22 protein-coding genes and 1 pseudogene are annotated in these 22667 nt (G+C 51.3%); 11 read left to right on the top strand and 12 right to left on the bottom strand.

Going from position 1 to position 22667, the window contains the following annotated elements; all coding sequences use genetic code 11:
* The 5 genes and pseudogenes from AC6R0R_RS14265 to AC6R0R_RS14245 form a co-directional block, all read right to left on the bottom strand.
* Positions 1–564 (bottom strand): annotated as a pseudogene (locus tag AC6R0R_RS14265) (urocanate hydratase); the annotation flags it as partial.
* Positions 561–1634: a formimidoylglutamase gene (gene hutG, locus AC6R0R_RS14260; protein ID WP_500627153.1), complete on the bottom strand. Its 1074-nt coding sequence runs from the start codon at positions 1632–1634 to the stop codon at positions 561–563. The gene hutG and the pseudogene AC6R0R_RS14265, both read right to left, overlap by 4 nt.
* On the bottom strand, positions 1627–2847 hold the full coding sequence (gene hutI, locus AC6R0R_RS14255) for an imidazolonepropionase (RefSeq protein WP_500627152.1): 1221 nt from the start codon (positions 2845–2847) through the stop codon (positions 1627–1629). The genes hutG and hutI overlap by 8 nt, the downstream gene beginning before the upstream one ends.
* A gap of 107 nt (positions 2848–2954) precedes the next feature.
* A complete protein-coding gene (gene hutC / locus AC6R0R_RS14250) occupies positions 2955–3665 on the bottom strand; it encodes a histidine utilization transcriptional repressor HutC (RefSeq protein ID WP_500627151.1) in 711 nt (236 codons plus the stop codon).
* Between the two features lie 156 nt (positions 3666–3821).
* Positions 3822–4595, bottom strand: coding sequence for a phosphoribosylglycinamide formyltransferase (locus AC6R0R_RS14245; RefSeq protein WP_500627150.1), 774 nt, complete (start codon positions 4593–4595; stop codon positions 3822–3824).
* 309 nt (positions 4596–4904) lie between these two features.
* Here AC6R0R_RS14245 and AC6R0R_RS14240 point away from each other — a divergent pair, with 309 nt between their 5' ends.
* Complete coding sequence (locus AC6R0R_RS14240) at positions 4905–5558, top strand: thiopurine S-methyltransferase (RefSeq protein WP_500627149.1); 654 nt, start codon at positions 4905–4907, stop codon at positions 5556–5558.
* A 98-nt stretch (positions 5559–5656) separates the two neighbouring features.
* Here AC6R0R_RS14240 and purT read toward each other — a convergent pair whose 3' ends face one another.
* Entirely contained in the window at positions 5657–6832 is a 1176-nt protein-coding gene (gene purT, locus AC6R0R_RS14235) for a formate-dependent phosphoribosylglycinamide formyltransferase (RefSeq protein ID WP_500627148.1), read from the bottom strand.
* A 187-nt stretch (positions 6833–7019) separates the two neighbouring features.
* Between purT and AC6R0R_RS14230 the strand changes: the two genes are divergently transcribed.
* On the top strand, positions 7020–8249 hold the full coding sequence (locus AC6R0R_RS14230) for a cyclic di-GMP phosphodiesterase (RefSeq protein WP_487902430.1): 1230 nt from the start codon (positions 7020–7022) through the stop codon (positions 8247–8249).
* Positions 8250–8397: 148 nt separating this feature from the next.
* Here the strand turns inward: AC6R0R_RS14230 and cdd are convergent, their stop codons facing one another.
* From cdd to AC6R0R_RS14205, 5 genes are all read right to left on the bottom strand, one after another.
* Positions 8398–9285, bottom strand: a complete 888-nt coding sequence (cdd, locus tag AC6R0R_RS14225; RefSeq protein ID WP_500627147.1) for a cytidine deaminase — start codon at positions 9283–9285, stop codon at positions 8398–8400.
* A gap of 206 nt (positions 9286–9491) precedes the next feature.
* On the bottom strand, positions 9492–10169 hold the full coding sequence (locus AC6R0R_RS14220; RefSeq protein WP_500627155.1) for a CidB/LrgB family autolysis modulator: 678 nt from the start codon (positions 10167–10169) through the stop codon (positions 9492–9494).
* The gene (locus AC6R0R_RS14215; RefSeq protein WP_500627146.1) at positions 10169–10534 is read right to left on the bottom strand and encodes a CidA/LrgA family protein; all 366 of its coding nucleotides are present in this window, start codon (positions 10532–10534) and stop codon (positions 10169–10171) included. Before AC6R0R_RS14215 ends, AC6R0R_RS14220 begins: the two co-directional genes overlap by 1 nt.
* A 15-nt stretch (positions 10535–10549) precedes the next feature.
* Positions 10550–11974, bottom strand: a complete 1425-nt coding sequence (gene sbcB, locus AC6R0R_RS14210; protein ID WP_500627145.1) for an exodeoxyribonuclease I — start codon at positions 11972–11974, stop codon at positions 10550–10552.
* 182 nt (positions 11975–12156) lie between these two features.
* Positions 12157–12783, bottom strand: coding sequence for a Rossmann-fold NAD(P)-binding domain-containing protein (locus AC6R0R_RS14205; protein WP_500627154.1), 627 nt, complete (start codon positions 12781–12783; stop codon positions 12157–12159).
* A 510-nt stretch (positions 12784–13293) separates the two neighbouring features.
* On the opposite strand from AC6R0R_RS14205, the gene AC6R0R_RS14200 reads away from it, so the two are divergent.
* From AC6R0R_RS14200 to btuD, 8 genes are all read left to right on the top strand, one after another.
* A complete protein-coding gene (locus AC6R0R_RS14200; RefSeq protein ID WP_500627144.1) occupies positions 13294–13905 on the top strand; it encodes a flavin reductase family protein in 612 nt (203 codons plus the stop codon).
* A 1-nt stretch (position 13906) separates the two neighbouring features.
* Complete coding sequence (cobT, locus tag AC6R0R_RS14195; protein ID WP_500627143.1) at positions 13907–14935, top strand: nicotinate-nucleotide--dimethylbenzimidazole phosphoribosyltransferase; 1029 nt, start codon at positions 13907–13909, stop codon at positions 14933–14935.
* Positions 14935–15744: an adenosylcobinamide-GDP ribazoletransferase gene (locus AC6R0R_RS14190; RefSeq protein WP_500627142.1), complete on the top strand. Its 810-nt coding sequence runs from the start codon at positions 14935–14937 to the stop codon at positions 15742–15744. Before cobT ends, AC6R0R_RS14190 begins: the two co-directional genes overlap by 1 nt.
* A complete protein-coding gene (gene cobU, locus AC6R0R_RS14185; protein WP_500627141.1) occupies positions 15741–16301 on the top strand; it encodes a bifunctional adenosylcobinamide kinase/adenosylcobinamide-phosphate guanylyltransferase in 561 nt (186 codons plus the stop codon). The genes AC6R0R_RS14190 and cobU overlap by 4 nt, the downstream gene beginning before the upstream one ends.
* Positions 16302–16309: 8 nt before the next feature.
* Positions 16310–16993, top strand: a complete 684-nt coding sequence (locus AC6R0R_RS14180) for a histidine phosphatase family protein (protein WP_500627140.1) — start codon at positions 16310–16312, stop codon at positions 16991–16993.
* A gap of 432 nt (positions 16994–17425) precedes the next feature.
* The gene (locus AC6R0R_RS14175) at positions 17426–18454 is read left to right on the top strand and encodes a succinylglutamate desuccinylase (RefSeq protein WP_500627139.1); all 1029 of its coding nucleotides are present in this window, start codon (positions 17426–17428) and stop codon (positions 18452–18454) included.
* An 86-nt stretch (positions 18455–18540) separates the two neighbouring features.
* The gene (gene btuC, locus AC6R0R_RS14170) at positions 18541–19536 is read left to right on the top strand and encodes a vitamin B12 ABC transporter permease BtuC (RefSeq protein ID WP_500627138.1); all 996 of its coding nucleotides are present in this window, start codon (positions 18541–18543) and stop codon (positions 19534–19536) included.
* Positions 19523–20275 (top strand): vitamin B12 ABC transporter ATP-binding protein BtuD, encoded by a 753-nt coding sequence (gene btuD / locus AC6R0R_RS14165; protein ID WP_500627137.1) that lies wholly within the window; start codon positions 19523–19525, stop codon positions 20273–20275. Before btuC ends, btuD begins: the two co-directional genes overlap by 14 nt.
* Positions 20276–20720: 445 nt before the next feature.
* Here the strand turns inward: btuD and AC6R0R_RS14160 are convergent, their stop codons facing one another.
* Entirely contained in the window at positions 20721–21296 is a 576-nt protein-coding gene (locus tag AC6R0R_RS14160) for a nucleoside triphosphate pyrophosphohydrolase family protein (protein ID WP_334550502.1), read from the bottom strand.
* Between the two features lie 288 nt (positions 21297–21584).
* On the opposite strand from AC6R0R_RS14160, the gene AC6R0R_RS14155 reads away from it, so the two are divergent.
* Positions 21585–22655, top strand: a complete 1071-nt coding sequence (locus AC6R0R_RS14155; protein ID WP_500627136.1) for a sensor domain-containing diguanylate cyclase — start codon at positions 21585–21587, stop codon at positions 22653–22655.
* Positions 22656–22667 lie beyond the last annotated feature (12 nt).

Genomic DNA, 22667 nt, shown 5'->3' with positions numbered 1-22667 from the left:
CTGCGCACCGCCCATGCCGCCTAAGCCTCCGGTAAGCACCCAACGGCCACTGGCATCACCAGAGAAGTGTTGTTTGGCTACCGCGACAAAGGTTTCATAGGTGCCTTGGACGATCCCTTGTGAACCGATGTAAATCCAACTGCCCGCCGTCATTTGACCGTACATCATCAGCCCTTGCTTATCGAGCTCATTAAAGTGCTCCCAGTTGGCCCAATGGGGAACGAGATTCGAGTTAGCGATCAGTACGCGTGGCGCATTTTTATGAGTAGGGAACACACCAACAGGCTTGCCCGATTGCACCACTAGGGTTTGGTCGTCTTCAAGGCGCTCCAGCACCTCGACGATTTTGTCATAACACGCCCAATCGCGCGCCGCGCGCCCAATACCGCCATATACGACGAGCGCGTGTGGGTGCTCGGCCACATCGGGGTCCAAATTATTCATCAACATGCGCAGTGGCGCTTCGGTGAGCCAAGACTTCGCGCGCAAGGTTGTGCCATGTGGCGCGCGAATGGTACGCGCCGTATCAAGGCGCGGGTTGTGATGCTTGGTCGGTTGACTCATTGGGGGAACTCCTTGTTCGGTTGTTTAGTCTGGCTTGGTGTGTTCACCATGGCCTTAGCTATGTCCCAGCATAAGCGGGCTGCGAATCGCGCCGTTTGCTGGTCGATGTCAAATTTAGGGTTGTATTCGGCAATGTCGGCTAGACGCAGCTTTTCAGGCTGAGCAAGACAGAGCTGTAAAAGTGGCGATAAGGTATCAAGGCTCACCCCCCGAGCGGCTGGTGCGCTCACGCCCGGTACCGTGGCGGCAGGAAACACATCCAGATCGATAGTGAGATAGAGGTGATCGCACTGCTCGATAAATTGGCGCATCTGCTCGAGTGGGGTTTTAAGTGAGTAAGGCGCGAGCTCGGTGTCTTCGATGTACAAGACGCCCAGTTCATCCGCTCGTTGAAACAGCGCGGCGGTATTGCTTGCGCGACTTACGCCAATGCACGCGTACTGAAAGGGCCACTTATGCGCTTGGCAGTAGCGAGACATTTGATAAAATGGCGTGCCTGAGCTCGGCTGCGTGTCTTGGGTATCAAAGGTGCGCAAATCAAAATGGGCATCAAAATTGATGATGCCTATTTTCGGTGCGATCTGCTGCTGTTGAGCTCCGCCTTGAGTTGTGGTTGCAGGCGATGTTTTATCTAAGTGGTGCTGAAGAAAGCGCGCTAACCCCTGAAAAGAGGCCCACGCCACTTCATGCCCGCCACCTAAGGTGATCACTTTGCTGTGCTCGAGTGCGAGTGAAATGTGCTGCGCGCACTCATGCTGCGCCGACTCAAGCTGACCTTGGGTGCAGGTGACATTCCCTAAGTCCAGCCAACGGCTAGATTCATGCCACGCGAGGTTTGCCAATGCTTGGCGAATCGCATCTGGCCCATTGGCGGCGCCGACTCGTCCTTTGTTACGCGCCACGCCTTCATCACAGGCAAAACCCAATAGAGAAATGGCATCTTGAGTGTACTCACTGAGCGCGTCGCTAGTGGTAGAGGTGACGACATGATGCACGCGCTGACCCATTGCGCCATCTTCTTTGTCATCGCGCCCTTGCCAGTGAAAAGCTAAGTGGGCTTGATTAGGCATGATTGAGTTCTCCCAATACAACACGTGCGGTTAAACGCGGCATGCCTTGCTGGTAGCTAAGATCTGCTGGATGGGCAATGTCCCAAATCGCAAGATCAGCGTCAAAGCCTGGTGCTATCTGCCCGCGTGTCTGTCCATAGCCCAGCGCTTTCGCGGCGTGGCAGGTGACACCGCGCAGCGCTTCTTGTGGCGTTAAGCCAAAAAAGGTGCACGCCATGTTCATCATCATGGTCAAGTCGGCAAACGGCGAGGTGCCGGGGTTGAAGTCTGTCGCGAGCGCCATAGGGACGCCGGCTCGGCGTAAAGAGTCTATCGGTGGACGCTGCGTCTCTTTTAAAAAGTAAAACGCGCCGGGTAGCAAGGTGGCAACAGTGCCTGATTGAGCAAGCGCATTCACGCCAGTCTCATCCAGATACTCAATATGATCCGCTGATAGCCCAGAGTACTTGGCCGTTAACGCACTGCCGCCAAGGTTCGACAGTTGCTCAGTATGCCCTTTAATCGCGAGCCCATACGCGTTTGCACATTGGAATACACGCTCGGTTTGCGCCAGTGAAAAGCCGATGGATTCACAGAAGACATCTACACTAGTGGCGAGCTGCTCGTCAGCCAAAGCAGGAATGATCGCTTGGCAAATATAGTCAACGTAATCGTCGGCGCGCCCTTGGTATTCTGGTGGCACCGCATGGGCGGCAAGCAGGGTGGGCGTCACGCGCACCTTACGGTGCTGTTCAAGTGCTTTGGCGGCGCGCAACATTTTCAGCTCATCGGCGAGCGTCAGGCCATAACCGGATTTGATTTCCACTGACGTGACACCGGTGCGCAGCAGTCCATCCAAACGAGGCAGCGCGAGTTCAGTGAGCGTCTGTTCGCTCGCCTCTCGAGTGGCTTTCACGGTGGCGAGAATGCCGCCGCCTAGCTCCGCGATGGTTTGATAACTGGCGCCGCACAATCGCATTTCAAATTCGTGTGCTCGGCTACCGGCATGAATCAGATGGGTATGGCAATCAATCAACCCCGGCGTCACCAGTTGGCCTTGGCAATCATAGCGTTCGGGCTGCGGTTGGATGTCGCCGATAAAGGCGATTTTGCCTTGCACAATACCGATACTGGTCGGCGCGCTGACTTGATAGCCGCTCTCGCCCTCACACATCGTGACGAGCCGAGCATTGCAGAGCACCAAGTCGTAGTGGGGTAGCTCAGAGGAGAACATTCGATAGACTCTTAGATTTAAATGTATATACAAATAATGAGTCTTGAGTAGTCAAATGATCAAGTGTGATGTTATGAAAATGTGATCACTAGGCCAATTTCAAACGGTCAGAAGGTCACTTTAGAGCTGAGTTTGTAACGCGTACCGGGATGATAAAGTAGCGCGGTACTGACCAGTTTATCTTGGCTCCAGGTACGTCGATTGAGCAGCAAACAGGGCTCGTTCGCCGCCAACTTTAATGCGCTGCGGACTTTATCATCTGCCACGATCGCTTCCACTGTGTGTTCAATCGCACTGAGCGGGCAGTGCTGAGAAAGGTACTGGTTGGGCGTTAAGGTGGTGAAGTCTTGCGAGAGATAGTCGGGCGCGTACGCTTCGTTGACCCAGCGCAGTTCGTATTGAATGGGGGAGTTATCCTCAAAGTGAATGATTTCACTGTAAAACACCTTGGTATCGAGCATCACCCCCAACTTAGTCGCAATCACGCCATCGGCCAATAACTCGACCTGCTTAATCACTTGACTGGAGTAGGCTTTGCCTCGCTGCGCGACCTCTTCTGCGATATTGCGAATATCAAGCAGCGGTGACTCCGCTTTCTCATCTGGTGCGCAAACAAACGTGCCCAATCGAGGTCGGCGCTGAAGTTTGCCCTCTGCGACCAGATCGCGAATCGCTTTGTTGACCGTCATACGGCTGACATTGAACTGCTTGGTTAACTCTAGCTCGGTGGTGATTTGGTGACCGACCGGCCAATGACCCGAGCTGATCTGTTGTTCGATGTAGTGTTTGATTTGTAGGTATAACGGTGATTGACTCATAAGTTCACTGATTTCAGAGGGACGCGTTATCGATTATTGACTATACAAAAGGGTAACCGATTGGCTGAATGCGTCAAGCAGGAGTGAGCAAGTTGTGAGGCAAACAGGGTCTTGACCCTTGTTTGCCCATTAATGAGGAGATCTGAACCAAATTAATTAGGCAGCGCTAAGATGCGTGGTGAGGTAGGGGTGCCAAGCATCTTGATAAAGCGCTTTAGAGAGGTTGCGCATTTTATCGACCTTGGCCATTTCAATGTCATTAAGCGGGCGCGATTCTGCGGCGGCTTGACGCTCGATCAGCTGAATCTGCTCATAAATATCGTGCTCTGCGCCATTTTTGACATCCGCAATGGCTTTGAGGTGCAATTGCACTTCCGCAACCAGTTGAGTTTTGGGCAATTGAACCAGAATATTCAAGTCACGATAGCCTGATGCTTGCGGGATCTTAAAACGGTTCTTCACTTTGACTACCGTAGTTTCACGCGCTAACGCTTCATAGGCGGACATCAAGCCATCAATATCGTGCGCCACTATAGTGGCCCTAGCAAGGTCGGTGATGCGCTCCACTTGACCATCGAGCTCATGGACAATTTTCTCTTGTGCTCGCTGGCTTGATTTCACGCCAGCAAAGTAAGCGTCGGTGGAGGTTAACAGTGCGGTACTTTTACATAAGGTTTCGAGCTCCGCTTGCGCTTGGTGCGCTTTGCTGTAGAGCACGTCAAAATCTGAATAGGGTTGAGTGGGGGAGGCGTCGGTTGATTTAATGCCGTACAAACCGCTCAAGTTGTGTTTAAACGCTTTAGGGCTGACTTGGTTTTGCTTGGTACTGGGTCCTTCATCGCGGTCAGGGGCCATAGGGATGGCGGCAAACGCCGGGGCGCGGCTGAGCATTAACAGCATCAGTGCAGTGGTACGCAAGAATACGCTCATTCACTCTCCTTAGAATCGTAGTCGCTTAGAAAATGGAGGAAAAAGGAACCGCTAAGTGCTACGTATCTGATTAAGATCTTGGGATGGAAATGACCTTTCCAAGGTCCGCTGTTCCATAAACTTTTGAATTATGATGTTGGTCTCAATTTCACTGACTTACCTTGGTTGGATTGCGCGTTTTTGCTTAAGTTCATCCGTAAGTTGTAACCAATTATGACCAGATTCCATCGCCGAACGCCTTATCTCACCTACCATGAAGGCTGAGTTTCCGTTAGGCTATGGCACGTCAGTCATCGAAAGAGAAAGAGAATGAAAGATCCTGAGTTTTGGCATGCCAAATGGGCATCCAATGAGATTGGTTTCCACTTAGAAGACGTGAATCCATTGCTGATTCAATACTGGCCAGCGACCAACCCCAGCGCTGACGAAAACGTATTTGTGCCGTTGTGTGGCAAATCAGAAGATTTGGTGTGGCTCGCCACCAAGCACAGTGATGTGCAAGGGGTGGAGCTGAGTAACATAGCAGTGCGCGCCTTTTTCGCTGAGCATTTTTATACGCCGTTGGTGATTCCTCTCAATGGTCAGCATGAGCTGTTTCAATTCGATGAGCTCTCTATCTACACCGGAGACGTCTTTACCGCGCCCGTCAAACCGGTCGATTTGGTCTATGACCGCGCAGCCTTAGTGGCGCTGCCTGAAGAGATGCGTGTCGACTATGTGGCAAGAATTCAGTCGTTACTTAAACCCGGTGGGCGGATTTTACTGGTCACCTTAGATTATCCTCAATCAGAGATGGCGGGGCCCCCATTTAGTGTTGCCGAGCAGGAAGTTCGTGCCCTGTTTGAGGGGTATCAAGTGACTAAGCTCTATCGAGATGATGCCGACGAGCGCCATCCAAAAATTGCGAAGCGCGGTTTGTCACGCTTTGCCGAAGAGGTTTATTTGATTCAAGCGCCATCATGAGGCGACGATCGGAACTCTGACAATCGGCGAAAATAAAAAACTCTGGCCATTACGGACCAGAGTTTTTTATTATTTAAATAGAGGGAGGCGTGAACCTATCAGTAAATCACCTTGATCTTACCGGCCGCTTCGACGGCGCTCTCGATGGCTTGCTCAATGGTGTCACGGCGTGTAATCGCAACGCCAAGACGGCGGCGACCGTTGATATCAGGTTTACCGAATAAACGCAGCTGGGTTTGAGGCGCGCTGAGTGCCTGTTGCATGCCTTCAAAACGGATGTCTTGTGAGGTGCCTTGACCTACCACGACGGCAGATGCAGCAGGGCCGTATTGAGTAATGCTGCTGATTGGCATGCCGGTGAACGCGCGGACATGCAGTGCGAACTCTGAACTGTCTTGTGACATCAAAGTGACCAGGCCGGTATCGTGTGGGCGCGGCGAAACTTCATTAAAAATCACCGTGTCGCCTTTGATAAAGAGTTCGACACCAAAAATGCCGTAGCCGCCTAATGCATCGACAACGCTTTGCGCCGCATGCTGCGCCGCTTTTAGCGCCTTATCGGACATGATTTGTGGCTGCCAAGACTCACGGTAATCGCCATCTTCTTGGCGATGCCCAATTGGGGCGCAGAAATGAACGCCGTCAACGGCGCGTACCGTCAGGAGGGTGATTTCGTAATCAAAATCAATAAAGCCTTCAACAATCACGCGACCTGCGCCAGTGCGGCCGCCATCTTGAGCGTATGCCCAGGCTTTTTCGATGTCTGCATCGGTCTTAATGACGCTTTGTCCTTTACCCGATGAGCTCATCACAGGCTTGCACACGCATGGCAGACCGACCGCCTCCATCGCTGCGGTGAATTCGTCATAGTTGTCGGCAAATCGGTATGGAGAGGTGGTCAGAGAGAGCGTTTCTGCGGCTAGGCGGCGAATGCCTTCGCGGTTCATAGTCAACTGTGTGGCTTTCGCACTCGGCACGACATTGAGACCACGCGCTTCAAGCTCCACCAGCTTGTCGGTAGCGATCGCTTCAATTTCTGGCACGACATAGTGAGGTTGCTCTTTGTCGATGATGGCTTGCAGTGCGTCGCCGTCAAGCATGTCTAGTGTGTAACTGCGATGCGCGACTTGCATAGCAGGAGCATCTTCATAGCGGTCACACGCGATGACTTCTAAGCCCAGTCTCTGACACTCAATGGCGACTTCCTTACCCAGTTCACCTGAGCCGAGGAGAAGAACACGCGTTGCATTTTGACGAGTCGCTGTACCAAACATAATCAACCTTTTAGAGATGTAGAATTTGGCGCTGATCATACGAGGATAGATCTCAAAAGGCAAACGTTTGCGTCTATCTCAATTTTGTGACTTATATTAGGACTCTTGCATGTATTTGTTGGGCGTGTAGCATAAATCAGAGTTATAATCTTAAAGTGACTTGTTGTAGAGTAATCATCAAATAAGAATGCAATACGATCCTAATAATTCCATCAAAATTCCAATCGACACTCTAACCGTCGGTATGTTTGTCACCGCACTGGAAGACAACAAAAAGGTGAACCTAGCAAATGCTGGGCGCGTCCCGTCAGAGCAAGCCGTCAATCAACTGATCAAAAATGGTATCCAATTCGCTTGGGTTGACGAAAGTTTGTCTGCTAAAGGTTGCACTTTTAAACCCGTGCAAGAGCCAATCGATGACTCGCACAACATTGCGCCACCTGCGGCGGTAGAATCGGTGAAGACCGAGGCAGTTAAGCGTAAAGCCAAAAGCCGTTTTTCCATGCAGAAGAAAGCGAGCAATATTATTCGTGAAGCCAAAGGGCTTGCTCATCGCGTATTGACCCAAACTTTTGATGGTAAAACGGTCCATGTCGATGAGTTTGATGATTGGGCGGAAGATTTGATTGAATCGGCGCTGGTGGACTCCGATGCGCTGCAATGTGTTTCAGCGCTGCGCAACAAGGACGAGTATCTATTGGAGCATTCGGTCAATGTGGCCACCTTATTGGTGACCTTTGGTAAACATCTGCAATTGCCAAGAGAGATGCTCAAAGAGATGGCGATCGGCGGCATTATTCATGATGTGGGCAAAGTGAAGGTGGATGATAAGGTGCTGCACAAACCGGCACGCTTAACACCGGAAGAATTTGAGCACATGAAGCTTCATCAAGTGTTTGCGAAAGATATGATCATGTCCGTGACTGGGCTCAGTGATGTGAGCCGTGATGTCTGTCTGATGCATCACGAAAAACTGGACGGCAACGGCTACCCGAATGGCCTTAAAGGGGATGAAATTCCACTGCACGGTCGCATGAGTTGCATTGTGGATATCTACGATGCCCTCACCGCGGATCGCGTCTACAAGCGCGGAATGAGCTCGGCAGAGGCGTTTAAAATTCTATTGAGCCTCACGCCCAATCACCTCGATCGTGACTTGGTGTATAAGTTCATCAACTGTATCGGTATGTACCCAGTGGGGGCGTTAGTCGAACTCAGTGATGGGCGAGTGGGCATTGTCTGGACATCCAATGAATCTGAGCCGCTGAAACCGGAAGTGAAGTGTTTTTACTCGCGTAAGAACAAGCATTATGTCGATGTGGCTTTTGTCGATCTCAAGCGCAGCAGCGTCAAGATTGCCAAAGCGATTGCGCCAAGTCAGCTAGAAGTGGATGCGACGCCGTTCTTTGACGTTTGATGCCTCGATAGTGAGCCGCTACTTTTCGTTGTAGGCAGAATAGGTCTTCGCGGCAACACTGCCACCGTAAACAGAAAAAGCGCCTTTTACTCACGTTATGTGGATAAAAGGCGCTTTTTTATCGAGCACAATTTGTCGGCGTTAAAGCTTAGATCGCAAGATAGGTCAGTGGAATATCTGGTCCTAATACTTCAAGGGTCGCTTGCGTGTCGGCCAGGTGGCTGATTCCTCCCTCAGCCATTTCTGCCAAGGCACCAGATTCAATGTCACTGAAGGATTTTCCGGCCATCAACAGTTGAATTAACGCGACTTGCAGTGGTGGCAAGCTTGGGTTGAACGCGGCGTTTTCAGCGTACGCACCGAGATAGGTCGACCCATCGGTGGTTTTGAGTGCGACACCGCTCAGGTTGTGAGTGTAAGGTGAGTGGCTCATATTCAGTGCTTTCAGTGCTGCTTGTACCAACTCGTCACCCTCTTCACTGTGATAGCCGTGATTGACCTCAGACATCAAACCCGACTCAATACCGAGATCGCTAGGACCAAAGGCTTCTGGCAGATAATCGTGCAGAGTCTTGCCTTCACGTTCAGGCAATTGAACCGTGAGCTCTTTTGCCGTCGACAGTTCATTCATAAACTGACGACAGTGGCCGCAAGGGCTGTAGTTGATGGTGATGTCAGAAATGCCTTGCTCGCCTTTCATCCACGCGTGGCTGATGGCACACTGCTCGGCGTGTACCGTTTGACCGAGTTGCACACCGGCAATCTCAACGTTGGCACCGAAATATAAGCGACCCGTTAAGCCGCGCACAATCGCGCCCACGTAGAATTTAGACAGGGGGGCGTAGGAAAACGCCGCCGCGACAGGCAAGAGCATCACTCGCGTATCGGCATCGCTTTTACCGCTGATGTTTTTTAACTGCTCAAATTGGTCGGCTGACAGGGTGGCATCAAATGACTCGCTCAGCACGATGGGTTTGAGGTAATCGGCAACGTCGCTAGGGAGCTGTGTCAGGGCTTGTTCTATGCGGCTGGTCATAGTGAATCCTTTGTTGTTATTTCAGAGTCAAGCTCGATGCTAGGGAAAACATAGCTAGGTTGTTGACATCTTGTGATACTGGACAATCATTCTATGCGACGCACCAAACAATACAGTGATAAAAATCACACTTACGTTTGTAACGAGTGCAAATTTACTGATAGATGAGTGATGTCACACAATTTTGGCGCACTGCCTAGCCGCAGCTAGTGCGATAACCAGAGCGCCACAGCGAAAAATGACGGTGCCAATATGGAGGTGATCACGCCACATACCACCAGAGCCAGAGAGCTAAACGCAGCATCTTGCGCGTTTTTCTCCGCACAGGTCGCGGTGCCAAGGGCATGTGAGACGGTGCCCATGGTCAGACCCTTTGCAATTGGGTGGGTGATGTTTAACAGCCCGTAGATAGGGTAGGCGAAAATTGCCCCAAACAAGCCGACCAACAGCACTAAGATCGCTGCAATCGCGGGTTCGCCGCCCAAATGGCTAGAGACTTCCATCGCAATCGGCGTGGTTACCGATTTGCCGAGCAAACTGGCGATCAAGGTTAAGTCGGTGTCTAGGCTAACGGCAATCAGACTGGCCGTCGCCATTGACAGGACGCTACCCACGCCGCATGCCAACATAATGATGCGCCAATTGGCCCGAATTTGAGGGAGCTGCTCATACAGTGGGTAGGCCAAGGCGACAACCGCAGGCTGCAGCAGGAGATTGATCCAGTGATTGCTTTCGTAATAGGTTTCAAAAGGAACGTTTAGCCAAGTCAGAAGCGGGATAAGAACCGCTAGGCTGACCAGAAGCGGGTTCATTAACGGTGAGTTGACTCTACTGCACACCCAACGCGCACTCAAAAACACCACCACAGTCACGAGTAGCCACATCATTGATCGCCTCGCTTAAGCAGGCGATCGAGCATCCAGCCCAGAGAGACGAGGACAATCGCCGTGCCACCTATCGCACTTGCCAGAATTGGCCACGCATTGTGGTAGAGCAGATCGAAGTGCTCCATCAGGCCGACACTGATGGGCACAAACAGCAGTACCATATAGCGAATAAACAGCGTCGCACCGGGTTTGACCCACTTTGAGGGCACCAAGCCGCTTGCCATTAAGGAGAACAAAATAAGCATGCCGATGATGCTGCCGGGAATCGAGGTCTCCAGCCATTGCTGAATATTAAGACCGGCGATCAGGCAGAGAAAAATCAAGCCAAATGAGATGAAGTAGTGCAATAAAGTACGAGGCATAAGAGCGGTGTTGCCTTAAGAGACCAACTGTTGAACGTATTGATAGACCGATTTTAAGATAGCGACTTTCTTTTCGTCACTTTCATGTTCATGAGCTAAGTTTTCCAGATTGATCATGTAATCTTCAATGTGACTTTCGAAGTACTCGCGGCAATGCGCCGCCCACTGCTGCTGCTCTTTTTCATCCAATGTCCATGGGTAGTGGCGTGCGCGGTAGCGAAATAGCAGCGGGGCGATGCGTGGATCACTGAATTCAATGTCTAGACCTGCGAGTTGCTGCGGATCCGTTTGACGAATGATCTCCATGGCTGCTTTGTCGGCAGGAGAAAAGAAACCGTCATACAACTGAGTATCCACATCGGATGAAGTAGCGTACTCTCTTTCAATACTGTACAAGCCAATCAACTTTTCGCGGATTTCTGGGTGTTGGCGAAGCGTGGCGAGGTTTTGTAAGCACTGCTCGCGGTCGATGCCAATATGAGCGGCATTGTCCGCCGTGAGGGTTTTCGCAGGGGCGAGAATTGGGCACTTATTGAGATGCACCAGTTTGACTGGTACTGGCAGTTCATCGGGCCCTAGGTCGTCTCGCTTAGTGTACAAACGCGTGTTGAGTGCGTCGACATCAAGATCCAACAGTGGCTGAGGATCTTTGGCTAAGTCCACCATGATAACCGCGTTTTGGTTGGTCGGGTGCCACGCCACTGGAACCATCCAACTGGTGTATTGGCACTCTCGGCCTAACATGCCGGAGACGTGCATCAAGGGGGTCATATTGACAATATCGATCAGCTCATTGAGTTTGCGTTTGTGGCGCATCGACAAAAAGTAATCAAACAATTTGGGCTGTGCGGCTTTGATTTTTTTTGCCATCTCAATGGTGGCAATCACATCCGCCATCGCGTCGTGCGCGTTGGCGTGTTCAATGCCATTGGCGACCGACAAATGTTCCAACTTAAAGCTAATAAAGCCTTCTTCGTTTTCTGGCCACTCGATGCCTTCAGGTCGCAACGCATGACAAGCGCGTAGCACATCCAAAAGATCCCAGCGAGAGTTGCCGTTTTGCCAGCTCCACGCATAGGGATCAATAAAGTTGCGGTAACAGGTATAGCGCGTCACTTCATCATCAAAACGAATGCTGTTGTAGCCCAAGCTAATGGTATTGGGCGTCGCCAATTGCGCGTGAATCTGAGCGATAAATTCAGGTTCTGGCAGCCCTTTACTGACCGCCGTTTGCGGCGTGATACCCGTGATGAGCGCCGCTTCTGGCGCGGGTAAGTAATCGGCAGGTGGCTGACAGTAAATAACCAGCGGCTCACCGATGATGTTGAAATCCATATTGGTGCGTACGCCTGCAAACTGGCTCGGCCGGTCTTTGGCAGGGCTGGTTCCCCAAGTCTCATAATCAAAGAAGAAAAACGTCGGTTGATTATCAGATTGCATGGGTTCTCCAGAAATTGCGTGCGATTGACGTGAAGTATCCGTCAAGAAAGGGCGCGCAAGCAAGGGAAATGGCGAAAAACTTTCAAGCTAGGGCAATGGGTGACAATTTTCTGCGCGTCAGGACAAATCAAGGACAATAAGGACTCGACGGCCAACGTAGAGGCACTACGAGTCATCGACTGCTAACGATAGCGCTCAATCAGCGCCAACATATCTGGGCTTTCGAGGACACGGATTCTGCTCTGGCCTTTTTCTTTTGCAAACAGCGCGTACTGCATGGCTCGCGCGACGTCACTGGCATGAATGGGAATCAGCTTGCGCAATGGACCTATCATGAGTGGACGCGCCACTTTTAGCACCGCTTGCAAAACCAGTTCATCATTTCTTGGGGTGTCTCTTAGCCCCACTAATGGACCTGGGCGAACGAATACCACTTGCTCAAACCCCATACGCTCAATGGTCAGTTCCATTTTTCCTTTACAGCGTAGGTAATGAGACAGTGAGCGCGATGACGCGCCATAACTCGAGACAACCGCAAGACGCGTCACGCCAAGCAGTTTCATTTCGCTCGCGACCTCACACACCAATTTGACGTCGACGTGTTCTAGCGCCTTTTTAGAGCCTGCCTGCTTGCGTGTGGTGCCCAAACAAATGAAGCCATAGGTGGGCGTCGGTTTGTCGTCTGTCCACGTCTGTACTTCCAGTTCAGGGTGAATCAGCGTCTCTAATTTGGGATGAAAATAGGGCAAGGCTTTTCGAGATAACGCGTAAATAGCCTCGATGGGGTCGGCTTCGAGCATCTGCTTCATTAGCTCGTTGCCAATTAGACCCGTGGCGCCTGCCGTGATGACGACAAGCGGTGCACGTTCGTTGGGGTTGTGTTCAGTCTGGTTCACCGTCAGCCTTGCATGAATTTGAGGAAGGTGAACGAAGAATCCTACAGGATCAGTGAAAAGTCTATGATCTCATCCTATCTTTCGCGATCTAATGGGTATTTGTGTCCTTGTGTGGAAGAACCGGGATTAGGTGAGTGAGAAAGGTAAGCGACGAGTGCTTTTCTTGGGTGAGGACGAGCCGTTTTTGGGTTTACTTGAACGTCGATTTGCAATCATACAGACCTCCTTGCGCTCTACGTTACTGATCAAAAGCGTTCTACGTTATTGATGAAAATATAGTACAAATGGAGAAAAATATCAGTTGAGGTCAATAAAACCGATGAATTGACCAGCAAATGGTCAATCACAACAGGGGCGGCGGGTGTTCAAAACGGTATTTCGCGGTACACTGACAAAAAATCAATCTCACCATAGGGATACGTGATGAACATTGACTTGACGACCATGCCGCCTGCGGACATTTATCATTTGATGACGCAAACGGTGATTCCCAGACCCATCGCTTGGGTACTGACGCAATCAGGCACGCAAATCTATAATTTGGCGCCGTTTTCGTACTTTACGCCGATTTCTAGTAATCCACCGCTGTTGATGTTTTCGGTGGGCAAAAAGCCCAGTGGCGAGATCAAAGACACGACGCGCAATGTACTAGCAAACCGAAAAATGGTGGTGCATATCGCTCATCAGGCGCAAGCCGAATCGGTGACGCAAACCGCCGCAACCCTAGAGCATGGTGAGTCAGAAGTGGTAGCCACCGGTCTTGAGTTGGTCAGCTTTGACGGTTTTGAACTGCCTCGGGTGCAAGGTTGCCCGGTGGCGTTTGGTTGTTCGCTGTTTGAAGTCAAAGAGATCGGTGATACCCCGCAAAGCCTTATTTTTGCCAAGATTGAGCAGATTTACCTTGATCCTAATATCGTGACAGAAGAGGGCAAACGCCTGACGATTGATGCTCTGTCGCTCAACCCACTTTCCCGTCTCGGGGGCAGCCAATACGCTTTGACCCGTGACGTTTTTTCTGTAGCTAGGCCCAAATAACATGTTAAACCACGCTTTTTCTGACGCCATTTGGCACCGTATCAACCAAAAAACCAAACCTCTTGGCTCGCTTGGCTTGCTTGAGTCAGCCGCCCATCAATTGGCGCTGATACAAAGCAGCAAAGCGGGCAAACTCGCGCAGCGCGTCACGCTCAACCAACCTGCTGCGATCGTCTTTGCCGGCGATCACGGGATTGCCGATGAGGGCGTCAGCATTGCGCCTAGCGCTGTGACGCAGCAAATGGTGCTTAACTTTTTAGCGGGTGGCGCTGCGGTGAACTGTTTCTGCCGCGCCAACGATGTTGCGCTTACTGTTGTTGATTGCGGAATCTTACTGCCTGTGGAGTCTGACTCGGCGCAATTTATCTCTCAGCGTCTTGGCGAGAGAACCCACAATTTTGCTAAACAAGCTGCGATGAGTGCTGAGCAGGTCGAGAACGGCTTGCGTCTGGGGGCGCAGGTGGTCGACAAGGTGATCGCATCTGGTTCTGAGCTGGTGATGTTTGGTGAAATGGGCATTGGTAACACCAGTAGCGCGGCGGCCCTGCTGAGTGCCTTGACCAAGGAGCCGGTTGAGCGCTGCGTCGGCCGCGGAACGGGCATCACCGATGAGCAGTACGAGCGTAAAGTGGCGCTGGTTGCTCAAGGTGTTGCGCGCTGTGACGGTCTAGACGTGAAAGAGATATTGGCCGAGGTCGGCGGGTTTGAGATTGTGCAGATGGTTGGCGCTTTCTTGGCGGCGGCTAAAGCGAAAGTGCCGGTGCTAGTTGATGGTTTCATTGTCAGTGTGGCAGCGTTGGTGGCAAGCGAACTTGAACCTTCAAGCCGAGAGATGATGATTTTTGCCCACCGCTCGCATGAGTCGGGTCATCAATTGTTGCTGCAAAGACTGGAAGCTTTGCCGCTGCTTGACTTGCAGCTGCGCCTAGGTGAGGGCACTGGCGCGGTATTGGCCGTGCCTTTGCTGCGGAGCGCCGCCGAGTTCTACAACACGATGGCGAGCTTTGAAGAAGCCGGAGTAACGGTCTAATGTGGCGCGCGAGCAAATATCAATGGCAACTGTTTTGTTTGGCGTTGGGATTTTTCTCGCGTCTCCCTATCCCGTCTTCGACGCCTTATAGTGAGGCGCGCATGAACCAAGCCGGGCGTTATTTTGCGTTGGTCGGCGCCATTTTGGGCGCGTTGTGCGCCTTGGTGTATGGCGCAGCGCAGTGGTGGCTGCCCAGCAGTGCGGCGCTGTTTGTCATGATGGTGTTTAGCTTGATGCTCACAGGCGCCTTTCATGAAGATGGCCTAACGGACATGGCGGATGGTATTGGCGGTGGAATGACCACCGAGCGCCGCCTTGAGATCATGAAAGACAGCCGCATCGGTACCTATGGCGCCAGTGCACTTATCATGGCGCTACTGGGCAAGTTTGTTTTGCTGAGTGAACTCATCGAGCAAGTAGGTCAAAGTATCACTGCCATCGGTGTGATCCTTATTGTCGGCTATACCTTGAGTCGTGCGGTGGCCGCCTCGTTAATTTTCGATATGCCTTACGTCAGCGATCTCAGTGGCAGTAAAAGTAAGCCCTTGGCGCAGCGTCAAACTCGGCTTGAGTTAGGCATTCTCCTTATGACGGCAGCAGTGCCTTGTCTGTTTTTATCCGCAAGCGCGGTACTAGCGCTAGTTATGGTTGCTGTGGTGTTTCGCTTTGGTTTTAAACGCTGGTTGCAGGCGCGCCTCGGCGGCTTTACTGGTGACTGCTTGGGCGCGGCGCAGCAGATCATGGAGTTGCTCTGTTATCTCACGTTGCTTGCGCTCGGTGGCCCCATTCTCAGTGGAGGTGCAGGGTGACGATTCATTTGGTGCTTGGCGGCGCTCGCTCAGGCAAATCGCGTTTTGCCGAAGCGCAAATTCGCTCGCTGTGTGAAGCGGGCAACGCCGCGCAGGGGAGTGAGGTAGTCAAAAAACACTACATCGCCACGGCGACTCATCTCGACCAAGAAATGGCCAGTCGGATTGCGCACCATCAAGCGCAGCGCGTCGGTGAAGGGTGGCACCTGCATGAGTGCCCCACTGAGTTGAGTGAGCAACTGGTCCACTTTAGTCAGTACGATGTGGTGCTGATCGATTGTTTGACGCTGTGGCTGAACAATGTCATCTACAACGGCGGCGAGACGCTCAGTGATGAAAACACCCAGCAACGCGTGGCGCAGTTAGTAACGAGCATTCAGCACTGCCGCGCGGATATTGTCTTAGTCAGTAACGAAGTAGGATTGGGCGTGGTGCCATTGGGTGAAATCTCGCGTCGCTTTGTCGATCATGCCGGTTGGATGAATCAAGCCATTGCTCAAGTGGCGGACAAGGTGACGTTGGTGGCCGCTGGTCTGCCTGTTTCATTGAAATCGTAGGAGTGCGGATGTCTTCTATCCGAGTCTCGCTTGTTCGTCACGCCAAAGTGGATGGCAAGCCTGCTTTGTATGGTCATACGGATGTGGCGGTGGCGGCGGATCGCCAACAGGCGTTCGCGCGTGCGTTGGCGGAAAGTGGATATGCCACGCTGCCGATCGTTTTCTCACCGCTGCGTCGCTGCGCAGATCTTGCTAAAGCTCTGCAGGCGTTGGGTGAGGAGCAACCAAGCGCCGCCAGTCCATTCACCCATTCGGTCTCAACCCCAGTTACGGTCCCTGTGACGATAGAGCCTCAATGGCGCGAGATTTCGTTTGGTCAACTCGACGGTATTCCTTTTGATGAGGTGGGCGAGCAGTGGTCTGCGCTGGAGGCGTTTTGGCAGCATCCGGCTCAGCACCCGTTACCCGGCGCAGAAACGTTAGAGCGTTTTTATCATCGCGTTGTGAACGCTTGGCAAGCGTTTGTTGCTGAGCTTTCACGCGATACCTTGGTGGTGATGCATGGCGGCACGATTCGGATGATTTTGGCTTATGTGCTGGGGCTCGATTGGCAAAATCCGGCGCTGTTTTCAACCTTACATATTGAGAACCAATCGATCACGCAGCTTGAGTTTTACACTGATGAGAGCGGTCAGGTACAAGCTCAGCACGCACGGGTCCGAATGATTGGCGCGCCGCTAGGGACTGGATAAACACTGTTTAAGGTTATCTCCTAATCGCTTAAGGCTGTCTTGTCACCGATAGCGACTTAAAAATGGCGAGCAGGTATCACGTTACATCAATCGATACGCAATGGGCTGCAGTTAAGCACACAAAAGCGCATCGAAAGACGCAAAAGAGGATGCGTTTTATTGTGATTCGATTACACTGCCTAAAGCTTGGCGCGTTGTCAGAATGGGACGACGGCGCGTCATGAACAACCTCTTTAAATGATTGAAGTTTTACGTAGCTGAACGGGGCGCCGTTCGGTTGCCTGCACAGTGAGTCTTGTGGGTAGGGTGATACCCAGTTGATGGATAATTTTCGATGAAGCACACAATTGGTGTCGATAAGTTTGATCGCTTCTACATAAATTGTCGGTTCAATTCATTAACATACACCGCTGTGCAATAAAGGAGTAGCGCATGACGAAATCCCTCTTTCGCCAATCTTTTCTTTTTGACAGCCTCAACGTCGATCAAGAGATGCCTGTGGGTGAAATGACGGTCGCCAATGGCGTCGTTTTCCGGCTTCATCAACGTGGCGTTTTGGAAGTGATTCCTGCCGACTGTGATGAGACCACCAAGCATATTGTATTGTCTACCGGCATTCATGGTGATGAGACTGCACCGATGGAGCTCATTGACAAGATTGTCGATGACATTCAAACAGGTTTCCAGCCGGTCAGGGAGCGTTTGCTGCTGATCGTTGCCCATCCGCAAGCCACCAATGCTCATACTCGATTTATTGACGTGAATCTGAATCGTTTGTTTGACGATAAAGACTACGAGCCGAGCATTGAGCTATCGATTGCTAATGAATTGAAAGATGTCGTAGGGCGCTTTTACCACGGCACTGACCCTGCCGCCCGTTGGCACTTAGATCTGCATTGTGCGATTCGTTTATCGAAGCACTATACCTTTGCCGTCAGCCCGAAAGTGCGACATCCGGTGCGCAGTAAAGCCCTCATGGATTTTGTCGCCAGTGGCCACTTAGAAGCCGTGATGTTTTCAAACGCGCCCTCTAGCACCTTTAGTTGGTTCAGTGCAGAGAATTTTGCGGCGCAAGCTCTGACGGTCGAACTGGGGCAAGTGGCCAAAATCGGTGAGAACGAACTGGGCAAGCTGGTTGCGTTTGATTTGGCGATGCGCGATTTGATTTCGCGGAGTAAAGCCGAGCACTTACCGCGTAATCCGACTATGTATCGCGTCAGTCGTACTATCGTTCGCCTGCATGACGATTTCGACTTTTTGTTTGCCGATGACGTTGAGAACTTTACTGCGTTCAAACATGGCGAAGTGTTTGGCCATGATGGCGATAAACCGCTGCTGGCGAAAAACGAAGGAGAAGCGGTCGTCTTTCCAAATCGTCATGTCCCGGTTGGACAGCGCGCGGCACTGATGGTCTGTCCGGTAAAAGTCCGCTACGAAGAGGATCAGGTCGTTTACGATTAATCGTCTTCTAACACTTTTCATTTTAGTGGCTTAGCGTTATCGTTAGGCCACTGTTCTTTCTAGTCCGCCGAATTGACCTACCTTGCATGGAATTTAGCCAACTTCTACACCGTAAACAGCACCGTTGGACACGCGCCGCATGGTTAGGTGCCGGATTGTTTCTTCTAGTGAGTCTGTTTTACGTCATGGTCGGGGAAGTGTTCATTAATCCGCTTGGCGAGCTCAGCCACATTCAAACCCAGCTGCTTGTTCATCTGCGTTTGCCTAGATTGATCTCTGCCCTGGCGATCGGCGCGGCGCTGGCGTTGTCGGGGGCAGTGCTGCAAGTCTTGCTTGGCAATGTGCTCGCAGAGCCCGGTGTGCTCGGCATTTCCGGTGGCGCGAGCATTATGATGGTGCTGGTGCTGTTTTGTTTCCCTGCGTTTGCGACGCCGTTAGGTTATATGCTGGCGGCGATCATCGGTGCGCTCTGCTTTACCTTACTGTTGGTCTCGATTGCCAAAATGATGAAGCTGACGACAACACGCCTGCTCTTGGTGGGTGTCGCGCTGGGCATTTTGTCGGGCGCTGTGGTCACTTGGGCTTTCTATTTCAGTGATGATTTAAGCCTCAGGCAGTTGATGTATTGGCTGATGGGCAGCATTGGCGGCGCAAGTTGGTCTCATCACTGGCTGACGTTAGCCCTCATCCCAGTTGTGGTCTGGCTATGTAGCAAGGGAGCGCTGCTGGATCGCCTGATGCTCGGTGACGTTTACGCTAGGCAGCTGGGTATCGATACTGACGCCGTACGCTGGAAACTCATTTTAGCGGTATCGATTTTGGTCGGCGGCGCGGTCGCACTCGGTGGAGTGATTGGCTTTGTCGGCTTGGTTGTCCCGCATTTGCTGCGTTTATCGCTGGGCAGCGAAAACCGCTTTCTGTTGCCGCTCTCTGCACTGTGCGGGGCACTATTAGTGCTGGTGGCAGATCTTATCGCGCGAACCGCGCTGCATTCGGCGGAGCTGCCGCTTGGCGTTGTGACAACCTCAATAGGCGCGCCAGTGTTCATTTGGATGTTGCTGAAAAATCATGATTCACATTAATAATCTCTCTGTTGGCTCGCGTTTGCTTCCACTCTCTTTTGAGGTCAATCAGGGAGAAATCGTCCATGTCATTGGCCCAAATGGCAGTGGCAAAAGTACTTTGTTGACCGCTATCGCAGGGCTATTAACGGCGAAAGGGCAGGTGAGGATTGGTGAGCTAGATGTGGCCAAGGCGTCGATGCCTTCTTTAGCCTCTTGCCGGGCTTTTTTAAGCCAAAGCGATCGCCCAGCGTTTAACATTGAAGTGGTGCAGTACTTGGCGCTATCGCTGCCAAGCCAAGCGAAAAGCGTGCTTGATGAGGTAAATGCGGCGGTCAACACCCTCGCTCAGTGGTTACAGTTAGAGGATAAGCTGCATCGTTCGATTCATCAGTTGTCTGGTGGGGAGTGGCAGCGAGTGCGCCTATGTGGGATTTGTCTGCAAGTCTGGCCAACACTGAATCCGTTGGCGAAGGTATTGATTCTTGATGAACCGGCGGCGCCGCTCGATATCGGTCAAGAAACGCTGCTTTACCGTTTGATCGATAAAATCGCCCAATTAGGTATTACAGTGGTGATGTCCAACCACGACCTGAACCGAACCTTGACCCATGCGCACAAGGTGGCGCTGCTTGATCGCGGCGTGTTGCAACAATTTGGTCTACCAGGAGAGGTATTGAATGAGGCGCAGCTGTCACGCGTGTTTAGTACTGAGGTCCGCTGCGAATCGATTCGCGGCAAGAGGGTTTTGCTGTTCTAACGCTTATCGCGCTCTGTTGTACTTTAGCGCTCCTGCCTATTTCATTATCATCCACACTATCCCTCACGCACTCGCCTTTAGAGTAAATAGTCGAACTGAACTAGTGCAGCGTTGCACTGAATCGGTTCGCGTGCCAAAGCAGTAGCGTCGGTAAATTAATAGTTCTCACACAAATTTAATTAAAAACAATAACTTAACTATTTTTGAAAAGTTGGCACGCTGTTGGCATTAGTGAAAGGGATACATTCTCGTTCTTGTTAGGCTGATTCAATTTTTCAGTACCCCAGAAAAATTGAACGTCGTCAAATTATGACTATGGCAGCTTCCGCCACCTAAGGATTCCCGTCCGTAGGTGGCGGCTTTTTTTCTAGCGCAAGCTTTTCTTAATGAGCGCTTTTTGTAGAGGAAGCGTTTTGTTCAGGAAAAACGAGCGCTGTAAAACGGGTTACTGAGTCAGCGGCGCTAAATCCGCAGGACGGTAATAGACCGATTTCAACACCTTCCCTTGGCGGATGGTTTTTGCGTCTGACACAAAATCTTTGGCACATTTCGCGATCAGGTAATCGCCTTTTTTCACTGCGGTCAGCTCGATACCTTGCTTGGCGTAGTGCGCTTCGGTGTCAGCGAATTCTTGCTCATTACGACATACTTTACTCATGTTGCTTGAGTGCACTTCATCCCAACACGGCACAAAGTCGATACCACGGTTAACGGCCACATTGAGCAACACATCAATCAAATAGTTAATCGCAAGATTATCTTCAATACGCTGCTGGCCTAGATGCACCAATCGACCCATCAAAACATAGACGCTATCGACAATCGCGTCGGCTTGTTCGGTTTTGCAATCCGCTTCAGCCAGTTCGGTCATTTCTTCAATGATCAAAGACGTATGGAGAGTATCCGCTTTGTCGTCTAAGCTTTCAGGTGAGGCGACAGGTAAATCGAAAGTGCTACGAAATTCAGTAATGTCTTGGTACAGGTGATTGAAAAGTTCAGTGGTGAGTTGGGTCAATTGCATATTAGCTAAGCCTAGGGTTACGAAGTATTGCCAAACGTGAAGAGAGTAAGCAAAGGTTAAGACGTGCGGCAATAGTAACAAACCACCCTATGTCCCGCCAGAGTAACTCTGTAATCGTACGACTCATTTGATATTCGTACCCTGTGATACGTTCGAGCTCGTCCATTGACCGCTGATAAAATGGCTACCACGCTTCCATTTTGAATGAAAAGCAAGAGAACCCCTCTTTCTATATGGGAGTTGATGCTTATAATTATATTAAAGACTTCACGCTGATAGGGCAACATCATGGCAATAGAAAGCGAAAGTGAAAAAGTGATCAGACGTCTGTATCAAATCACCAATGATTACAGTAAAGGCTTTGATATTCAGGTGAGTCAGCTCATCATGATGGGGTTAGAGCGCTTTAATTTAGATATCGGCATTTTGTCACGCATCGATGGCGGCACATACACGGTGCTGCACTGCGTCGTTCCTGAAGGCGCGGATCTTAAAGCGGGTGACACCTTTGAATACGATTGCACCTATTGTGAAATCACCTGCTCATCGTTTGGCCCTGTAGCGATTGAGCACATGGGGGAAGATGACGCCCACGCGATTCACCCTGCCTACAACGCGTTCGGTTTGGAGTCCTACATCGGTGTGCCCATTTTTGTGGATGATGAAATTTTTGGCACCTTGAACTTTTCTTCACCGATTCCTTACCCACGTAAATTTAAAGATATTGATATCGACGCGCTTAAGTTGATGGCGTCATGGATTGAGGTCGAGTTGATTCGTCGGAAGCAGGAGACGCGCCTGCAAGAGCTCAACGCCTCTCTTGAGTTTCAAGCATTCCACGATCCTTTAACCAAACTAGCCAATCGCCGCGCGATGTTTAAAACCATTCATGTTGATTTGGAACGCATGAAATTGGCGGGCGGTCAGGGCAGCTTGGCGATCATCGATATTGATCACTTCAAAAAGGTGAATGACACCTTTGGTCATCAAATTGGTGATGACGTGATACGTAAAACCGCCGACGCGCTAAAAGCGCAGTTAACCGACAGTGATTTTATTGCCCGTTTTGGCGGTGAGGAGTTTGTCGTCTGGCTACCCGATCGAGATCCGACCGCACGTAAAACCGTGATTGAGGCGATGCACCGTGCGGTCAACAATACGCTGCTCGACGGTAAACCCATTACGGTTTCCGTTGGCGCGACCCACTTCGATTTTGCGAATGCTCGGGTGACAGACTGCCAGAAATCCACGCTTGATGAGATTCTCGCCATTGCCGATGAGGGGCTCTACAGCGCCAAAGCCAGTGGTCGCAACCGCATCGAGTGGCGCGAGTACCACACCGACCACGCCGCGGCGTGATCGGTGACTGCG

The sequence above is a fragment of the Vibrio sp. R12-SW3-ISO1 genome (assembly GCF_059834005.1).
The sequence above is the reverse complement of the archived record's forward strand: the minus strand, read 5'-3'. Positions and strand labels throughout refer to the sequence as shown.